At 40.5% G+C, this 17,284-nt stretch carries 16 protein-coding genes; 2 read left to right on the forward strand and 14 right to left on the reverse strand.

Features of this window, described 5'->3' with window-relative positions:
• Positions 1 to 32: 32 nt before the first annotated feature.
• Together HCX62_RS07345 and HCX62_RS07350 are read right to left on the reverse strand one after the other, a co-directional pair.
• A complete protein-coding gene (locus HCX62_RS07345) occupies positions 33 to 1,691 on the reverse strand; it encodes a DAK2 domain-containing protein (protein ID WP_185638110.1) in 1,659 nt (552 codons plus the stop codon).
• 14 nt (positions 1,692 to 1,705) lie between these two features.
• Positions 1,706 to 2,071 (reverse strand): Asp23/Gls24 family envelope stress response protein, encoded by a 366-nt coding sequence (locus HCX62_RS07350; RefSeq protein ID WP_008948158.1) that lies wholly within the window; start codon positions 2,069 to 2,071, stop codon positions 1,706 to 1,708.
• Between the two features lie 297 nt (positions 2,072 to 2,368).
• On the opposite strand from HCX62_RS07350, the gene rpmB reads away from it, so the two are divergent.
• Positions 2,369 to 2,557 (forward strand): 50S ribosomal protein L28, encoded by a 189-nt coding sequence (gene rpmB / locus HCX62_RS07355; protein WP_003720131.1) that lies wholly within the window; start codon positions 2,369 to 2,371, stop codon positions 2,555 to 2,557.
• 95 nt (positions 2,558 to 2,652) lie between these two features.
• Here the strand turns inward: rpmB and HCX62_RS07360 are convergent, their stop codons facing one another.
• The 12 genes from HCX62_RS07360 to HCX62_RS07415 form a co-directional block, all read right to left on the reverse strand.
• Positions 2,653 to 3,297 (reverse strand): thiamine diphosphokinase, encoded by a 645-nt coding sequence (locus HCX62_RS07360; RefSeq protein ID WP_185638112.1) that lies wholly within the window; start codon positions 3,295 to 3,297, stop codon positions 2,653 to 2,655.
• Between the two features lie 65 nt (positions 3,298 to 3,362).
• Positions 3,363 to 4,019, reverse strand: a complete 657-nt coding sequence (rpe, locus tag HCX62_RS07365; protein ID WP_185638114.1) for a ribulose-phosphate 3-epimerase — start codon at positions 4,017 to 4,019, stop codon at positions 3,363 to 3,365.
• Between the two features lie 2 nt (positions 4,020 to 4,021).
• Entirely contained in the window at positions 4,022 to 4,897 is an 876-nt protein-coding gene (gene rsgA, locus HCX62_RS07370) for a ribosome small subunit-dependent GTPase A (RefSeq protein WP_185638116.1), read from the reverse strand.
• Positions 4,898 to 4,915: 18 nt separating this feature from the next.
• On the reverse strand, positions 4,916 to 6,883 hold the full coding sequence (pknB, locus tag HCX62_RS07375) for a Stk1 family PASTA domain-containing Ser/Thr kinase (RefSeq protein WP_185638117.1): 1,968 nt from the start codon (positions 6,881 to 6,883) through the stop codon (positions 4,916 to 4,918).
• On the reverse strand, positions 6,880 to 7,638 hold the full coding sequence (locus HCX62_RS07380) for a Stp1/IreP family PP2C-type Ser/Thr phosphatase (RefSeq protein ID WP_185638118.1): 759 nt from the start codon (positions 7,636 to 7,638) through the stop codon (positions 6,880 to 6,882). Before HCX62_RS07380 ends, pknB begins: the two co-directional genes overlap by 4 nt.
• A 22-nt stretch (positions 7,639 to 7,660) precedes the next feature.
• Positions 7,661 to 8,995: a 16S rRNA (cytosine(967)-C(5))-methyltransferase RsmB gene (gene rsmB / locus HCX62_RS07385; RefSeq protein WP_185638120.1), complete on the reverse strand. Its 1,335-nt coding sequence runs from the start codon at positions 8,993 to 8,995 to the stop codon at positions 7,661 to 7,663.
• Complete coding sequence (gene fmt, locus HCX62_RS07390; protein ID WP_185638122.1) at positions 8,996 to 9,934, reverse strand: methionyl-tRNA formyltransferase; 939 nt, start codon at positions 9,932 to 9,934, stop codon at positions 8,996 to 8,998.
• Positions 9,935 to 9,947: 13 nt separating this feature from the next.
• On the reverse strand, positions 9,948 to 12,341 hold the full coding sequence (gene priA, locus HCX62_RS07395; RefSeq protein WP_185638124.1) for a primosomal protein N': 2,394 nt from the start codon (positions 12,339 to 12,341) through the stop codon (positions 9,948 to 9,950).
• A 4-nt stretch (positions 12,342 to 12,345) separates the two neighbouring features.
• Positions 12,346 to 13,545, reverse strand: a complete 1,200-nt coding sequence (coaBC, locus tag HCX62_RS07400; protein ID WP_185638126.1) for a bifunctional phosphopantothenoylcysteine decarboxylase/phosphopantothenate--cysteine ligase CoaBC — start codon at positions 13,543 to 13,545, stop codon at positions 12,346 to 12,348.
• A gap of 152 nt (positions 13,546 to 13,697) precedes the next feature.
• Positions 13,698 to 13,901 carry a DNA-directed RNA polymerase subunit omega gene (rpoZ, locus tag HCX62_RS07405; RefSeq protein WP_003762944.1) on the reverse strand — a complete coding sequence of 68 codons (204 nt, stop codon included), beginning with the start codon at positions 13,899 to 13,901 and terminating at the stop codon, positions 13,698 to 13,700.
• Entirely contained in the window at positions 13,901 to 14,518 is a 618-nt protein-coding gene (gene gmk, locus HCX62_RS07410; protein ID WP_185502072.1) for a guanylate kinase, read from the reverse strand. Before gmk ends, rpoZ begins: the two co-directional genes overlap by 1 nt.
• An 18-nt stretch (positions 14,519 to 14,536) precedes the next feature.
• Positions 14,537 to 15,412 (reverse strand): YicC/YloC family endoribonuclease, encoded by an 876-nt coding sequence (locus tag HCX62_RS07415; protein WP_185557297.1) that lies wholly within the window; start codon positions 15,410 to 15,412, stop codon positions 14,537 to 14,539.
• 156 nt (positions 15,413 to 15,568) lie between these two features.
• Between HCX62_RS07415 and fbpA the strand changes: the two genes are divergently transcribed.
• A complete protein-coding gene (gene fbpA / locus HCX62_RS07420; protein ID WP_185638127.1) occupies positions 15,569 to 17,281 on the forward strand; it encodes an Rqc2 family fibronectin-binding protein FbpA in 1,713 nt (570 codons plus the stop codon).
• Positions 17,282 to 17,284 lie beyond the last annotated feature (3 nt).

Here is a 17,284-nt window from a genome sequence, read left to right on the forward strand (position 1 = left end):
CATCCTTTCTTCTATTCATTTAAAACAAGCCCTTATTCTACAGCAAAAATATACGGATAAACGGGTTGGTCACCTTCATGAATTTCTACTTCGATTTCTGGGAATGCTTCGGTTACTTTATCAGCTAGTTCTTCTGCTTTTGCAACATCCGAATCTTCGCCGACAATGATTGTAACGATTTCGCTATCGTCGTCTAGTAGTTTTTCTAACGTTTCGTAAGCTGCTTCTGCTAATGTAGCACAGCTGACTTTGATTTTACCTTCGACCATACCGATGAAGCTGTCTTTTTTAATTTCGACACCTTCTACTGTTGTATCACGCACGGCTGTTGTTACTTGACCACTCGCCACATCTTCAATGGCCGCTCTCATCGCTTCTGCATTCGTCAAGAAGTCTTGATCTGCTTGGAATGAAAGAACAGCAGTAAGTCCTTGTGGAATCGTTTTTGTAGGGATGATTTGTACTTTATCATCACCTAAAAGTTGCGCTGCTTGTTCCGCTGCCATTTGGATATTTTTATTATTTGGAAGAACAAAAACTTGTTCTGCGTTTGCCGATTCAATTGCTTTTACGATATCTTCCGTGCTTGGATTCATTGTTTGACCACCAGAAAGAACTACGGATACGCCCATGCTTTCAAATAGTTTCTTCAATCCTTCTCCAGCTGACACTGTAACGATACCATATGGAGCTTTTTCTTTCGCCGGTGCTTTGTCATCACCAACAATTTCATTATGCTGTTCACGCATGTTTTCCACTTTCATTTTAAGGAGGCTACCGTATTGTTGACCGTAATTTAGTACTTCGCCCGGATGCTCAACGTGAACGTGCACTTTAACTACTTCATCATCAGCCGCTACAAGTAAAGAATCACCCAGTTTGCTTAAATCTTGACGGAACTGTTCTTCGTCAAAAGGTTTTAAGCCTGGTTTGTTTTCGTTGATTTTAACGATAATTTCGGTACAGTAGCCAAAATGAATATCTTCTGTCGACATAAAGTCTTGCACATGACGATGATGTTCAGCATTAATCAATTCACCCATAGATGCCATATAGTCAGGAGCTTCTGCCATTTTGCCAGTTAGTACGCCATAAAATCCTTCATAAATAATGATAAGACCTTGACCACCACTATCAACAACGCCAACTTCTTTTAACACTGGAAGTAGATCAGGTGTTTTTTCTAAAGCTATTTTCCCTTGTTTTAAAATGGCTTCCATAACTAATTCGATTTCTTTATGTTCATTTGCTGCTGCAACGCCGGCTTTCGCAGCTTCACGAGCAACAGTAAGGATTGTTCCTTCTACCGGTTTCATAACTGCTTTATAAGCCGTTTCAACGCCTTTTACAAAAGCAGCGGCAAATTCTTCTGCATTTAAGGTTTCTTTGTTTTCAATGGATTTCGAAAAGCCTCGGAAAAGTTGGGATAAAATAACGCCGGAATTCCCGCGGGCACCCATTAGCAGGCCTTTCGCTAAGTTTGCTCCAACGGCACTAATTGTTTCTTTATCATTTTTCGCAACTTCTTCTGCTCCACTTGTCATTGATAGATTCATGTTTGTTCCCGTGTCACCATCTGGAACCGGGAAGACATTCAATGAATCTACAAAATCAGCATTTTTTGCTAAATTTTCTGCTCCAAGTGCTATCATTGCTGCAAATTTCTCTGAGTCTAACTGATATATACTCACTTACATAATCCTCCTTATGATTCCTTGATTACTCGGACACCTTGAACATAAATATTCACTGATTCCACTGTAATACCGAGTGTTTTTTCTAGTGTGTATTTTACGCGCTCTTGTACGTTGTGCGCTACTTCGGAAATTTTTGTTCCAAAGCTAACAATGATATACATATCGATATGTATACCTTCATCTTCTTGTCTCACGATAACGCCTTTTGTATAATTTTCTCTTCTAAGAATATCTGTTAAACCATCACGAATTTGATGTCTACTTGCCATTCCAACGATACCAAAGTTCTCTTCGGCAGCTCCGCCAGCGATTGTTGCAATCACATCACTAGTAATATCGATTTTGCCAAGCTTTGTGTCGATTTCAATTGCCATTCTATATTCCTCCTTGTGGATTATATTCTCGTTCGATTATTTTTTATTATTGATTTTATTTGATTATAAAGTCGTCCTTCCCTATTTTACTATAATCACGGCCCTTTGGAAAGCATATCCTCCAATTGCTTGATTAAAGCTACATTTATGCTGTCAAGTAAAAATTCTTTGCACTATTTTCGCTTATCCTCTTGCAAAGTATACTTGTTTATGATAAATTATTCTAGTGTATGAAAAACAAATGGATAGGTTATTTTAAATAAGTTATCCGAAGAGCTCTGTAAGGAGGGGTAAACTATGGCTAAAGAATGTGTTATTACAGGCCGCAAATCACGTTCCGGTAACAAACGTTCCCACGCAATGAACTCCAGCAAACGTACTTGGAAAGCTAACTTGCAAAAAGTACGGATTCTGGTTAACGGCAAACCTAAAAAAGTTTGGGTATCTGCTCGTGCGCTTAAATCTGGTAAAGTGGAACGCGTTTAATTGAAGGAGAAATCAAGTGCAGCGACAATTATGTCGGTGCATTTTTTCTTTGTCTAAAAACAAAAAACACAGGCCACGTGCGCCTGTGTTTTTTATTAATCATTACTTTGCGTTAACAAAATCATCCCACTTGTAAAAGAAAACTCCCCTACTTGATCCACAAATTCATTGCTAGAAAGCGCCGAACCAACAGGATATGTAGCATTGTCAAGTGGATAGGCAAACCCTTTTAACGTAAGGCCTGTCACATCTTTCATCGTCGTAAACGCGACGTATTTTTTATCTGCTAATTTTTCAATCCTGTAGTTACCGGGTGTGTACATTTTGATGTAGTTGTAGCGATCAATCAATTCTACGACCGGCACAGCGGCTAAAAAACGTGGCTTGGTTAGCATCATTAGGTTCGCGAGTAAATGGTCCAAGCGTCCTCCTGTAGCCCCAAAAATGCGTATTTTATCTGGTTCTTGCTCCATTGCCCAACTTAGACCGATTTCTGTGTCTGTTTCATCTTTTTCAGCGGGAAATTCAAGTACTTCATCTACTTTTGTTTTTAAATCTGCCAATTCTTCCGTTGTCAGCGAATCAAAATCACCCATCGCAATCGTTGGGATAATTCCTCTATCTAATAACCGTTTGGCTCCGCGGTCCACGCCAACCCAACTAATATCTGCATTCGTATATTGCGCTAAATCTGGAATTTCTGACGCGGGTCCACCAACCATAATATGAATTATCTTCATCTTTGCGTCCCCTTCTTTCCTAACAAATAAGGCTGGAACGGTTGATGGTCCCAGCCTAAGTCGACTTACTCGCCTACAATGGCACGTAATTTATCAATTGGTGTTTGACGGTTTTTATTGCCATAGATATAACTACCGGCTACAAATACATTGGCACCAGCGTCACGACATAATTTTGCTGATTCATGATCTACGCCACCATCTACTTCAATTTCAATATCTAAACCTTTTTCGTCCACGATTTTTTTGAAAGCACTAATTTTCTCTAGTACTTCAGGAATGAATTTTTGTCCACCAAAACCGGGATTTACAGTCATAAATAACACCATATCTAGTTCATTCAAAACGTGTTGTAAAACGTCAATTGGTGTTGCTGGATTAAGTACTGCTCCAGCTTTCACGCCGTAAGAACGGATGAGTTGTAATGTGCGGTGAAGATGCGTACAAGCTTCAACATGTACGGTAATGTAGTCCGCGCCCGCTTTTGCAAATTCTGGAATATACGTATCCGGGTTTTCAATCATTAAATGAACATCAAGTGGTAGTTTGGTTTCCGGGCGAATTGCTTTAACAACAGCAGGACCAAATGTAATATTTGGAACGAAATGTCCGTCCATAACATCAATGTGGATGTAGTCTGCGCCGCAATTTTCTACTTCTTTAATATCTCTTGCAAGATTTGCAAAGTCTGCACTTAAAATCGAAGGAGCTATTTTTCCCATTCTTAATACCTCGGCTTTCTGTTTTTTAATTCTTGTAAAATTTGGATATAGTGTTTATAACGAAATTCTGCTATTTCATTAGCTTCAACAGCTGTTTTAACGGCACAATTAGGTTCGTTTTCGTGCATACAACCGCGGAATTTACAACCACTACGACGGTCTTCTATTTCTGGAAAACAAAATTGTAATGTTTCTGGTTGTAAGTCATCCCATTCAATCGAGCTAAAACCAGGCGTATCAGCGACAAAGCCATCGCCAATTGGCATCAGCTCAACGTGTCTGGTTGTATGTTTCCCACGACCAAGTGAATTCGAAATTTCTGCTGTTTTTAATGTTAAATCGCTATTTAAACTATTTAACAAAGTAGATTTCCCAACGCCTGATTGCCCAGCGATAACCGCGATTTTGCCGCTGATGTAGTCTTTAATCGCTTCTTTATCTGGTTCATCATTTGTAACGAACACATCATAGCCGATATTTTCATAGATTTCTTTATAGACCGCAATTTGTTCTTTTTCCGTTTCAGATGCTAAGTCCATTTTGCTAATACAAATAACGGGTTTGATGTCTTCTTTTTCAATAGCAACTAAAAAACGGTCTGCTAGATTCGTGGAAAAATCGGGTTCTACTGCTGAAAATACTAAAATCGCAATATCGATGTTTGCCACGGGAGGTCGCACAAGGGCGTTTTCCCGGGACATTACATCTAAAATATAGCCATCCGTTTTATTTTCTATTTGAAATTCTACATCATCGCCAACAAGCGGAGAGATATTTCGTTTTCTAAAATTCCCCCGTGCGCGACATTGATATACTTGTCCTTCTGAAAATACATAGTAAAATCCACTCAACGCTTTGATAATTTGTCCTTCCAGCACATTTCCTCCGTTCTATTTTTATTTTGGATAAGGGACTGTACCTTCATCGATTACTTTACCATCACTCATGATTTTATAGCCTGCGCTAGAACCTTCTTCAATTTGGAAAGTTATTTCTACCGAGGTGTTTTGTGAGATAGTCATTTCTCGGTAAGCACTTGTCATGCTATGGTCTTTATCTTGAATGTAAATTTGTATTTTCTGTGGTTGCGGGTTTTCTTCATCGCTTGGTGTATAGGCGATGTTGAATGTTTTTGTTACTTCTTTGACTTGTTTTTCTTTCGGTCCAGCAGAGATGACGATTTCAATGGTATCGCCAGGAGTCACTGTCGATCCAGCTGATGGGGACTGCGAAATAACTTGTCCTTTTTCAACAGAATCTGAATTTTCTTCTTTGCTGGAAACTTTTAGTCCAATTGATGAGGCATAATCTTCTACTGCTGTTTTCGTATATCCGCGTAAGTCTTTCAGTGTGATTGGCTCTGCACCTTTACTTACAACGAATTTTACATTAGTCGATTTGGCTACTACTTCTGTTCCTTGTGTTGGAGTTTGGCTGATAATCATTCCTTTGCCAACTTCGGAACTATAAGCTTCTTCGGAAGAAACATTTTTAAAGCCTTGTTGTTCGAGTAAAGCTTTCGTATCTGCGTAATTTCTTCCAGTGTAGTTTTCCATCGTTATTTTTTTAGAACCATTACTTACGAATAAATTGATTTTCGTTCCTTTTTCTTTCATATCGCCTGCCGCTGGGTCGGTATTGATGACTTTTCCTTCAGCAACTTCATCACTATTTTTCTCGGCGGTTTTCCCGATGACAAATCCTTCTTTTTGAAGTAACGCTACTGCTTGGTCTTCTGTTTTACCAGAAACGTCCGGCACAGCCACTTCGTCAGGACTTTTACCTAGAAGCCACAATAATAAAATGACAATGGCGAAAATCGCGATAACGGAAGAAACAATCCAAGCAATTTTCTTTTTCTTGCTCATTTTTTTCTTTTTCTTGCCTTTTTTCTCCTCTGGTGTCGTTTCAGCTGCTGCTACTTTTCCTTCTGGGACAATGGTTTTGTCGAGGTTTTTCATCGTTTCTTTCGTCGCGATGATTGGAATAGCTTTCGTATCACCATCGTCTGTTGGGAAAACGTATTTAGGCTCGTTTAGTCTGTCTGGATTTAGGCATGTTTGCAAGTCTTTTTCCATTTCTTCTGCGTTTTGGTAACGTAAAAATGGATCTTTTGCCGTTGCTTTAATAATAATATTTTCTAGGCTTTGGGGAATTTCTGGATTTTGCGCTCTTGCGGACGGGATGTCTGCTTGCAAATGCTTAATCGCAATTGAAACTGCTGATTCACCGTCAAAAGGTACTTTTCCAGTTAATAATTCGTATAAAACGATCCCTAGCGAATAAATATCCGATTTTTGAGTCGCCATCCCGCCGCGTGCTTGTTCTGGAGATAAGTAATGAACAGAGCCAAGCAAGGAATTGGTTTGCGTAATCGATGTTTCAGAAAGCGCCATCGCAATCCCAAAATCGGTAATTTTCACAACGCCGTCATGGTCAATTAAAATATTTTGCGGTTTTAAGTCGCGGTGAATAATGTGATGTTGATGGGCAATTGCCACTGCAGAAACGATTTGTAGCATAATATCTACTGCTTTATCGTAGCTGATTGGATGGTTTTCGTGAATGTACTGTTTCAAGTCCATTCCGTCCACATGCTCCATAACAATATAATGTAAATCATTTTCTTCACCAACGTCGTACACGCTAACAATATTAGGGTGAACTAAACTCGTTGCCGATTGAGCTTCTCGTTGGAATCGACGAATAAGGTTGCTCTCATCTGCTAAATCAATGCGTAAAATTTTCACTGCAACGTCTCTATCAAGAATAATATCATGCGCCAGATACACATTGGCCATTCCGCCGCCGCCTATTGCATGTAAAATCTTATATCGATCACTTAATCGCTTACCAATCATCATGAAGCGTCCCTCCCTTTCTGCGTCAGATCTCGTTCGACTAACAGCACGGTAATATTATCTTCTCCCCCATAAGAATTCGCTTTTGTAATAAATACATCTGCTTTTTCGGAAAGAGTTCGTTTACTTTTTAAAATTTCTTCCATTTCCACTTCAGGAACCATATTGGTTAAGCCGTCAGAACAAAGTAACAACGTATCTGTTGTTTGAAAAGGAACAACAAACGTATCGACTTCTACTTTTCCTTCCACGCCAAGTGCGCGTAATAGAATATTTTTCCGTGGATGATTCATGGCATCTTCTTTACTGATTTCACCGGTTCTAAGCAGTTCATGTACAAGCGAATGATCTTCCGTAAGTTGGCGTAATACTTCATTTTGAAGTAAATAACCACGGCTATCTCCTACGTTAGCAATAACGACTTGCGACTGCGCCATAATTGCTGCTACAAGTGTCGTCCCCATGCCATTTAGGTCCATTTCACTTTCCGCATAAAGAACAATTTGTTTATTGACTTCTTGGATTGTTTTTCGAAGCCAAGTTTCAATTTCTTCTGCGGTCAAAAGTGCGGTCGTTTCTTTCCATGCGTCGCTTAGTAAACGAACAGCCATTTCGCTCGCCACGTCTCCTGCGCGGTGACCACCCATGCCGTCTGCAACAATGACAATTGGCTGGTTGTCTTTATTTTCAAAAACGCCACCATTGTCTTCATTATGATGTCTTATTCTGCCTCTATCTGTTCTAAATTCTGCATGCATTTAAAAGCACCTCACTAATTTTTCAGGACTTCACTTTTCTAAGGCTAGAAACGAAGAAACCATCGCTTCCAATATCTGTTGGTAAAAGTTGAATATAATCGTCCTTCTTGATTTGCGCCAATTTTTCAGGAAGCACTACGGGTTCCAGTTTAAACTCTGGATGCTTTTCAAGAAAAGCACGAAGCACCGTTTCATTTTCTTCCTTATCAATGGTACATGTACTATAAACTAATATACCATTTTCTTTCACTAATTGGCTAACGTCATCTAAAATTGCTAATTGGATTTCTGCTAATTTGTGGATATCGTTTTCTGTTTTTGCGTATTTAATATCTGGTTTTCTGCGAAGAACACCGAAACCAGAGCACGGCGCATCGACTAAGATCCGATCGAATGTTTCTGGCTCAAACATTGTACTTGCTGTTCTTGCATCTAAATGGGCTGTACGAATATTAAGTAATTGCAATCGTTTCGCTGCTTGATCAATGAGTTTTGTTTTCTTTTCATGAATATCCAGCGCATGAACCATTCCCGTACCGTGCATTTTCTCTGCAATATGGGTTGTTTTCCCGCCCGGCGCAGCACAAGCATCTAATACGGTTAAATTGTCTTCCAGTTGAAGTGCATAAGCCGCGAGCATTGAGCTTTCGTCTTGGATGCTACATTTGCCGTCTTTGTATGCTTTTGTTTCTGCTACAGAACCCTTTTCAACAAGTAAAGCTTCGTCGATAAATTCATTGCGTGTCACAGTAATTCCTTGGTCGTTTAATTCTTTGATTAGCTGTTCAGTAGGAATTTCCGTTTGGTTGACGCGAATGCTTTGGTGTGGCGCAACTAGGAACGCTAGGCCGATTTCGCGCAGTTTTTCGAGACCATATTGATCTGCCCACCTTTTCGCTAACCATTCTGGCAAACTTGTTTCGACAGCGATTTTTTGTATTGGGTCTTTGATTAAATCAATACTTGGCACGCCTTTACGGATAACATTACGCAGCACTCCGTTGACGAATTTTGTTACGCCTTGATGCCCAAGGTCTTTTGCAATATCGCCAGCTTCGTTTAAAATCGCGTGTTCGGGAACTTTATCTAAGAAAGTTAATTGGTAAACGGACATTCTTAGTAAATTTTTCACCCAGTTATCTGGTTCTTTATTTAGAAACGGCGCTAAATAGTAATCTAGCGTGATTTTGCGCTGTGTTGTTCCGTATACTAATTCAGTCAGCAAACCTTTATCAAGCGGGTTTAACTTCTGTTTTTTGAGCGCATCATTAATTAATAAATGGCTGTATGATTGATTGTTTTCGATTTTAATGATGAGTTCGAGTGCAATTGCACGAACTGTTTTTTGTTTTTTCATTTATTCACCAAACCTTGTCGTCTTGCTTAGATTTCTGCCAGCGCCGGACATGAATGAATGAATATCCATCTTCGGTTTTCCTGCTGGTTGGATTACTGTTGGTACGATAAGTGTGCCATCACCCGCGACGATTTTAAGCGTTGTTTTATCAGTTAAAATCGTACCTGGTTCGCCGCTAGTTTTAGTATCTTCAAAGGTTGCTTCCCAAATTTTAAACGGTTTTTCTTCGAGTGTTGTATAGGCAACTGGCCAAGGAGATAGTCCGCGAATTTGGTTGAAAATAGTACGTCCCGGTTTTGTCCAGTCGATTTTTTCTTGCTCTCTGGAAATATTGCGCGCGAACGTTACTTGTTCTGGGTCTTGTGGGATAGCGGTGATTTTCCCGGCTAAAAAGTCAGGGAGTGTATCCATTAATAATTCCGCGCCTAGTTCGCTCAATTTATCGAACATCGTGCCGGTATTGTCTTCCTCTGTAATTGGAATTTTGCGCTGGCTAATCATATCGCCGGCATCCAATTTTTCTACCATATACATGATAGTCACGCCTGTTTCCGTTTTTCCGTCAAGCAGGGCATAATGAACCGGAGCACCACCACGATATTCTGGTAAAAGTGACGCGTGGACATTGATGGCGCCGTGTTTAGGCGATTCTAGTAAACTATTCGGCAAAATTTGGCCATATGCTGCTGTTACAAGCAAGTCCGCTTCAAGCGCAATAAGTTCCTCTAGTTCACTTGATGTGCGTAATTTTTCTGGTTGATAAACTGGAATATTTAATTCTAAAGCTGCTTTTTTCACTGGCGGCGGTGTTAGAACTCGTTTGCGCCCAACTGGTCGGTCTGGTTGGGTAACAACTGCAATAACATCATACGCGTCGGCTAATTGTTCTAAAACCGGGACGGAAAATGCTGGTGTTCCCATAAAAATAATTTTTGTCATTGGTTTACTCCTTTTACATTAATACGTAAGGTTGTACGTCAATCGTTATCGTTAAGCCTTTTTGTTGGTCTTTTTGATAATGGGTGATTAAGGTTTTTAGTTCTTTTTTTAAGTTTGGTTCGATTTTATATTTAATAATGCATTGATAGCGGTATTTGTTTTTTATTCGGGTTATTGTGCTTGGTACGGGGCCGAGAATGACGGCATCCGGTCCTAACTTTCCTCGTAAAAAATGGGCCATTTCTTGTATAGTTCGAATAGCTTTCATCTCGTTTTCATCGCTGACATTAATCATCGTTAAGTAATAAAATGGCGGGTAAGAGCCCATTTTTCGTAGTTGCATTTCGTGATTATAAAAACCGATAAAATCATGTTTTTTGGCGAATTCGATGCTGTAATGTTCTGGGTTGTAGCTTTGGACGACTACTTCCCCGGTTCGTTCATGACGCCCTGCCCGCCCGCTTACTTGTGTGAGCAATTGGAAAGTTCGTTCTGAGGCGCGGAAGTCTGGTAAATGAAGCATCGTATCAGCATTTAACACACCCACTAAAGTAATATCTGGAAAATCCAGCCCTTTGGCAATCATTTGTGTTCCGAGCAAAATATCGGCTTCGTGATTGCGAAAGCTTTTGAGTAATTTTTCATGGGCGCCTTTTGTTCGAGTTGTATCAACATCCATTCGAATAACGCGCGCTTCTGGAATCAACTTAGTCAAGCTTTCTTCTACTTTTTGTGTGCCTGTTCCAAAATAGCGAATATGCTCGCCTTCGCAGCTTGGGCATTTTTGCGGTACGCGTTCTTCATGTCCACAGTAATGACACTTCATTTGGTTGCTCGATTGATGATAAGTGAGTGAAATATCACAGTTCGGACATTCCACGACATAACCGCAATCCCGGCACATCACAAAGGAAGAATAACCGCGGCGATTCAGCATTAAAACCGTTTGTTCTTTTTTGGTGATTCGGTCTTTGATTTTTTCTAGCAATTCCGTGGAAAATTCGGTGCGGTTTTCTTTGCGTAATTCTTCGCGCATATCCACCACATTCACTTCAGGCATTGCGCGATCATTGACCCGGCTCGGCAATTCAATTAACGTATAAACACCCTTTTTCGCCCTTGCAAAAGATTCAAGTGACGGGGTGGCGCTTCCGAGAACGACTGGGCATTGGTATTTTGTTGCGCGCCAAATCGCTACATCTCTTGCATGATAGCGCGGATTATCTTCTTGTTTATAGCTCGCTTCATGTTCTTCATCGATAATAATAATACCGAGATTTTCAAATGGGGCAAACACGGCGGAACGAGCGCCTACAACCACTCGCGCTTCTTTTCGTTCGATTTTGCGCCATTCATCATACTTTTCTCCTGAAGAAAGTGCGCTATGTAAGACGGCAACTTCACTCCCAAAGCGGCTTTTGAACCGTTCAACCATTTGCGGGGTAAGAGAAATTTCTGGTACTAGGACGATGGCTTCTTTGCCTTCTTTTAATTTGGCTTCGATTGTTTGCAAGTAGATTTCGGTTTTCCCACTTCCGGTAACCCCGTGAATTAAGAACGTTTCTTGCTCTTTTGCGGCGTTAATTTTCTCGCAAGCTGTTTGTTGATCTGGTAGTAACTGGAGCGATTCACTTTTTTCAAATTGGTGGTTTTCGTATGGGTCGCGCGAAATGATTTTTTCTTGGATAGTGAGTAAACCTAAGTCTGCTAATTTTTTGATAGTTGTATCGGTTGTTTCGGCTTGTTTTTTTAGGTCAACAGCGGTAATTTCTGTTCCTTCAAATGCTTGGAAAAATGCGAGTACGCGCGATTGTGCTTTGGCATTTTTGGGCATATCTTCTATTATTTCAGCTAATTGATGTGGTGCTTTTAGGCAGCTCACAACGCGCATTTTTTTGTTGGTAATTTTATTTTTCACTTGATAGACAACTTCGACACTGCCTTCTCGCACCCATTTGCCAATCTGTTTGAGCAATCCGCGTGCTTCTGCTACTTTCCAGTCCAGTGTTTCATAGCCTTCAAATAACTGTTCTAGTTCTTCGTTTTCCTCGTCTAATCGCAAAAAATATTTCTCATATTTCGCCCGGAGAGCAGCTGGTAACATGGCTTGATAAGCTGAGACGCGAAAACTAAGCGTATCTTCCGCTAACCAGTCGCCAAGTTCCATCAATTCTTCGTTTAAAACTGGGGCTAAATCCATCACCCCGTCAATCCCTTTTAATTTCGGATTTTCTTCTGTTTCGCCAAGGGCAATGACAAATCCTTGTATTTTACGATTTCCAAAGGGGACACTTACGCGCATACCAGGGCGAATAAGTTCTTCTAAATCTTCTGGAATAAAGTAATCAAATGGACGATCCACTTGCATGGCTGGAACGTCCACAATCACCTTCGCAATATTAATCATTCGTTCACTTCCTTAAAAAGTTAGCGGCTTCTTCGATGATATGTTCAGCAACTTCTTTTTTATCTAGTATCGGTAACGCTTCGCTAGAACCATCTTTACGGTAAAAGGTCACGATATTCGTATCACCAGAAAAGCCTGCGCCGGCTTCGCTAATATTGTTTGCGACAATCATATCGGCGTTTTTCGATGTTAGTTTTTTGAGGGCATTTGCTTCTAAATTTTCTGTTTCTGCGGCAAAACCTATCACGACTTGCTCGGCTGTTTTATGTTGCCCGATTTCGAGTAAAATGTCTTTTGTTCGTTTCATTTCAATCGTAAAATCGCCTGGTTGTTTTTTGATTTTTTGGTCTGAAACGTTTGCTGGCGTGTAATCTGCTACTGCTGCGGTCATCACAAAGACCTCTTGTGCGTCTTTACGTTCATCCACAGCTTGGTACATTTCTTCGGCGGAATCGACATATACCACCTCTACGCCGGGTGGTACGGGAAGTGCCTTGCTTGTCGTAACGAGTGTAACGTTTGCGCCATGACGAGCTGCTGATTCAGCAATACTAAAGCCCATTTTGCCTGTGGAACGGTTGGTGAAATAGCGTACTGGATCTAATTTTTCGCGAGTTGCGCCGGCTGTGACTAGCACGTTTTTATCGCGTAACAAGTCTTTATCTTCTTGAAAAAATTCAGCAATCCGGAGAACGATTTTTTCTGGTTCTTCGAGGCGACCGCGGCCAACATAGCCACATGCCAAGTAACCTTCTTCTGGCTCGATAAAACGGACTCCATCTGCGTATAATTGGTTAATATTTCGAATGACTGCTGGGTGCTGGATCATATGGACATTCATTGCGGGTGCGACCCAAACTGGCGCTTCGGTTGCAAGAATAGTCGTTGTTACCATATCGTCCGCGATGCCATTGGCCATTTTGCCAATTACGTTTGCGGTTGCGGGTGCGACAATAACTAAATCAGCCCAGTCTGCTAAATTGATATGCGCTACAACACTGGATTCTTTTTCATCAAACGTATCGGTATATACGTCATTTTTGGATAATACTTGAAACGAAAGCGGTGGAACAAATTCCTGTGCGTGCTCGGTCATCATGACTTTGACGTTTGCGCCTGCTTGCGTTAATTTGCTTGTAAGTGCGACTGCTTTATAAACAGCAATGCCACCAGACACTGCGAGTAAGATATTTTTTCCTTGCATCGATAAGTCACCTCATTTTAATATAAAAATCATTACTTCCATTATACCTTAAATTAAGACAGGACAAAACCATGAAGAAACGACATTTCCGCTTATTTTTTTGATGCGTCTAACTAACAAAAAAGCCCCGCAATGAAGCGGAGCAGTTTGGCTTATTTTTCGTCGTTTTGTAAAACTAATTTTCCAGCGTGAATTTCTTCTAACGCTTTACCAACAAATTTGTCTGATTGGTAGCTTGGCAATACGCCTTTATCATTTTCTAATTGCATGTAGCGCGCACGTTTGGCAGCCACGGTAACTAGAGAATATTTTGAGTCGATTTTTAACAATAAATTATCAATTGATGGATATAACATCATTGTAATCCCTCCAACATTTTTTTGTAGCGATGAATTACTCGCTCAGTTTTTAAGTGTTCTGTTTCGACGATGCCTTTGATTTTTTGTACGGCGTTTGATACAACATCATTCACCACAGCATAATCATAAGACGCCATCATTTCGATTTCTTTTTTCGCTGTTTCCATGCGTTCCTCAACAACTTCCATCGACTCTGTGCCGCGACCGATAATCCGATTTTTCAGTTCGGATAAATCTGGTGGCGTTAAGAAAATGAAAATTCCTTCTGGCATCGCTTTTCGAACTTGCATTGCTCCTTGTACTTCAATTTCGAGAAAAATGTCCACTCCTGCGGCAAGTTTTTCCTCGACATATTCAAGCGGAGTGCCGTAATAGTTACCGACGTACTCTGCATATTCTAACATTTTTCCGTCTTCAATAGCTTGTTCAAAAACTTCTCGCGAACGAAAATAATAATCGACCCCGTCTTGTTCGCCTTCACGAGGAAGACGCGTTGTCATGGAAATAGAATAATCAAAACTTGTTTCTGGATCTTTAAAAACAGCTTCCCGAACAGTTCCTTTACCTACTCCAGATGGACCTGAAAGTACGATTAACAGTCCTCTTTCTGTCATCATTTCCCCTCCTGCATATCATTCCACATTTTGCACTTGCTCTCGAATTTTTTCTAGCGTCGTTTTCATTTCCACCACTTGTTCGGTGATTTTTAGCGAACTAGCTTTGGATCCAATCGTGTTGATTTCGCGGTTCATCTCTTGAATAAGAAAATCCAGCTTCCGACCAATTGGTTCTTCGAGTAAAATAATACCATAAAATTGCTTTAAATGGCTCTTTGTTCGTTCGACTTCTTCGTTAATATCTGCCTTTTCAAGTAGCATTGCGACTTCCGTAAGAACGATACTAGGATCAAATTGTTCGCCTACAACGTTCTGTAAACGTGTTTCAATTTTTTCTTGATAATGTTTTTCTGTGTTTGGAATTTCGGCTTGAATGATTTCCAAGCTGTTCTCGAGTGCGGTAAGATGTTGTTTGAAATAAAGCAGTAATTCTGCGCCTTCGATACTTCTCATCTCGTCTAATCGCTCGGTTGCGCGGGCAAGTGTTTCTAAAACCAATCGTTCTAATTCGCTGCTTGCTTCCGCGTCTTCCTCAATAGAAAGATACGCTTGGTCTTGTAGTAAATCGCTCATAGTCGGTAATTCTTGTAATTCATATCTAGCGCTTGCTTGTTTGATAAAACGGTAATAGCTGTCTGCGAGGTCCCAATCAATATGTAGTTCACGTTTTGAAATTTGCTCTCCTGTGATGGAAAAGAAACATTCAATTCTTCCACGTTTGATTTGCTTACTTACGGTCTTTTTTAATTTCCCTTCTAAATAAGCGAGCTGCTTTGGCATCCGAAAAAGGAATTCGGAGTAGCGGTGGTTGACTGCTTTTAATTCAATGGTTACTTTGAACGCTTCAAATTCTTTCGTAGCACGCCCAAATCCCGTCATGCTTTTCACCATTTGGCAAGACACCTTTCATAACTTAAAGTTCCCTCTAAGATTACTCGAAATTTGTTCTGACTTCTTATTATACCAAAGCTACTTCATGCATACAATACATTTTCGGAATGTATGTTAAAATAGAAAGTAACTAACTCATAAAGGAATGAATAACTAATGGCGTTTGATGCAATGTTTTTAAAAGCAATGACCGAAGAACTTGCCGAACATGGTGAAAGTGGCCGCATTATGAAAATCCACCAACCGTTTTCGCATGAACTTGTTTTATATATCCGAAAAAACCGTGAAAATAAACGTCTACTTATCTCCTCGCATCCTAGTTATGCGCGCATTCAGTGGACAGATGATATTCCAGAAAACCCAGCAACACCGCCTATGTTCTGTATGTTGCTCCGGAAATATTTAGAAGGCGCGATTATTGAGTCGATTACGCAGCTTCCAAATGAACGGATTTTGCAATTTAGTATTCGTGGCAAAGATGATATTGGCGAAAATCGCTTTTGTGATTTATTCGTAGAAATTATGGGGCGTCATAGTAATATCACCCTTGTTGATCGCACGAAAAATGTCATCGTTGACTGTATTAAACACGTTTCCCCAGCGCAAAATAGCTACCGAACACTTTTGCCGGGAGCGACGTATGTTTTACCACCAGCAACGGATAAACTCCACCCATTCGAGGTTACTTCGGAGCAAATTCTGGATAGACTAGATTTCCCAGCAGGTCGAATTGATAAACAACTCGTCCAAAACTTTGCGGGATTCAGCCCTTTGCTTGCTCGAGAAATTGTGTTTCGCGCTGGAAACTTAACGGCAGATTCGCTTGTCGCCGCCTTTTTCGAAGTGATTGGACTTGTGAATGACCATCTAGGGAGTGCAGCTGTTCCAAACGAGTGGCGCATCCAAAATAAAGAAGATTACTATTTCTTCCCGCTCCGTCATGTCGATGCGGAGATTACGGAATTCGCCAACTTGAGTACTCTTCTAGACCATTTTTATATCGGCAAAGCGCGTCGTGATCGCGTTCACCAATTCGCGCATGATTTGGAAAAACTATTATCCAATGAACTGGCTCGTAGTAGACTGAAAATCGAAAAACTCGAAAATACTTTACTCGAAACAGAAAAAGCAGATGTTTATCGTATCCAAGGCGAACTTCTTACTGCCAACTTGCATTTAATGGAGCGAGGCATGGAAGAAATCACCGTCGAAAATTTTTACGATGATATGAAGAAAATGACGATTCCACTTGATACTCGAAAAACACCATCTGCCAATGCGCAAAGTTACTTTAGCCGTTACCAAAAACTGCGTAATGCCGTCGAAGTGGTGAAAGAGCAAATCGCACTGACTAAAGAAGAAATTGCTTATTTAGAATCGGTCGAATCTCAACTAGAAACATCTGGTCCGCAAGATGTGGAAGAAATCCGCCAAGAACTAGCTGAACAAGGCTACTTGCGTTATAAACAGAAAAAAGGTAGCCGTAAAAAAGCCACTTTACCAACTCCAGAAAAATATACTTCTTCGACTGGCTTAACGATTTTAGTCGGGAAAAACAATAAACAAAATGATTATTTAACGAATAAACTGGCTCGAAATAATGAATATTGGTTCCACGTGAAAGATTTGCCTGGCTCCCATGTAGTGATTCAGTCAAGCAACCCCGATGACGCGTCGATTACAGAAGCTGCGATGATTGCCGCATACTACTCCAAAGCGCGTCTATCTGCCACCGTTCCCGTTGATGGCACGCTCGTAAAACACGTTAAAAAACCAAATGGCGCCAAACCCGGTTATGTCATTTACGATAATCAAACGACTTATTTTGTTACACCAGATGAAAAGCTTGTGTTAGCCTTAAAAAATTAACGG

This window comes from Listeria swaminathanii (genome assembly GCF_014229645.1).
Lineage (GTDB): Bacteria > Bacillota > Bacilli > Lactobacillales > Listeriaceae > Listeria > Listeria swaminathanii.

Coding starts and splice junctions, on each gene's coding strand:
- coaBC (WP_185638126.1), bottom strand. CDS start 13,545: ATGCAAGGAAAAAATATCTTACTCGCAGTGTCTGGTGGCATTGCTGTT.
- HCX62_RS07415 (WP_185557297.1), bottom strand. CDS start 15,412: ATGGTGAAAAGCATGACGGGATTTGGGCGTGCTACGAAAGAATTTGAA.
- rpoZ (WP_003762944.1), bottom strand. CDS start 13,901: ATGTTATATCCATCAATTGATAATTTATTGTTAAAAATCGACTCAAAA.
- HCX62_RS07350 (WP_008948158.1), bottom strand. CDS start 2,071: ATGGCAATTGAAATCGACACAAAGCTTGGCAAAATCGATATTACTAGT.
- gmk (WP_185502072.1), bottom strand. CDS start 14,518: ATGACAGAAAGAGGACTGTTAATCGTACTTTCAGGTCCATCTGGAGTA.
- HCX62_RS07360 (WP_185638112.1), bottom strand. CDS start 3,297: ATGAAGATAATTCATATTATGGTTGGTGGACCCGCGTCAGAAATTCCA.
- priA (WP_185638124.1), bottom strand. CDS start 12,341: ATGATTAATATTGCGAAGGTGATTGTGGACGTTCCAGCCATGCAAGTG.
- HCX62_RS07380 (WP_185638118.1), bottom strand. CDS start 7,638: ATGCATGCAGAATTTAGAACAGATAGAGGCAGAATAAGACATCATAAT.
- fbpA (WP_185638127.1), top strand. CDS start 15,569: ATGGCGTTTGATGCAATGTTTTTAAAAGCAATGACCGAAGAACTTGCC.
- rsmB (WP_185638120.1), bottom strand. CDS start 8,995: ATGAAAAAACAAAAAACAGTTCGTGCAATTGCACTCGAACTCATCATT.
- fmt (WP_185638122.1), bottom strand. CDS start 9,934: ATGACAAAAATTATTTTTATGGGAACACCAGCATTTTCCGTCCCGGTT.
- rpmB (WP_003720131.1), top strand. CDS start 2,369: ATGGCTAAAGAATGTGTTATTACAGGCCGCAAATCACGTTCCGGTAAC.
- pknB (WP_185638117.1), bottom strand. CDS start 6,883: ATGATGATTGGTAAGCGATTAAGTGATCGATATAAGATTTTACATGCA.
- rpe (WP_185638114.1), bottom strand. CDS start 4,019: ATGGGAAAAATAGCTCCTTCGATTTTAAGTGCAGACTTTGCAAATCTT.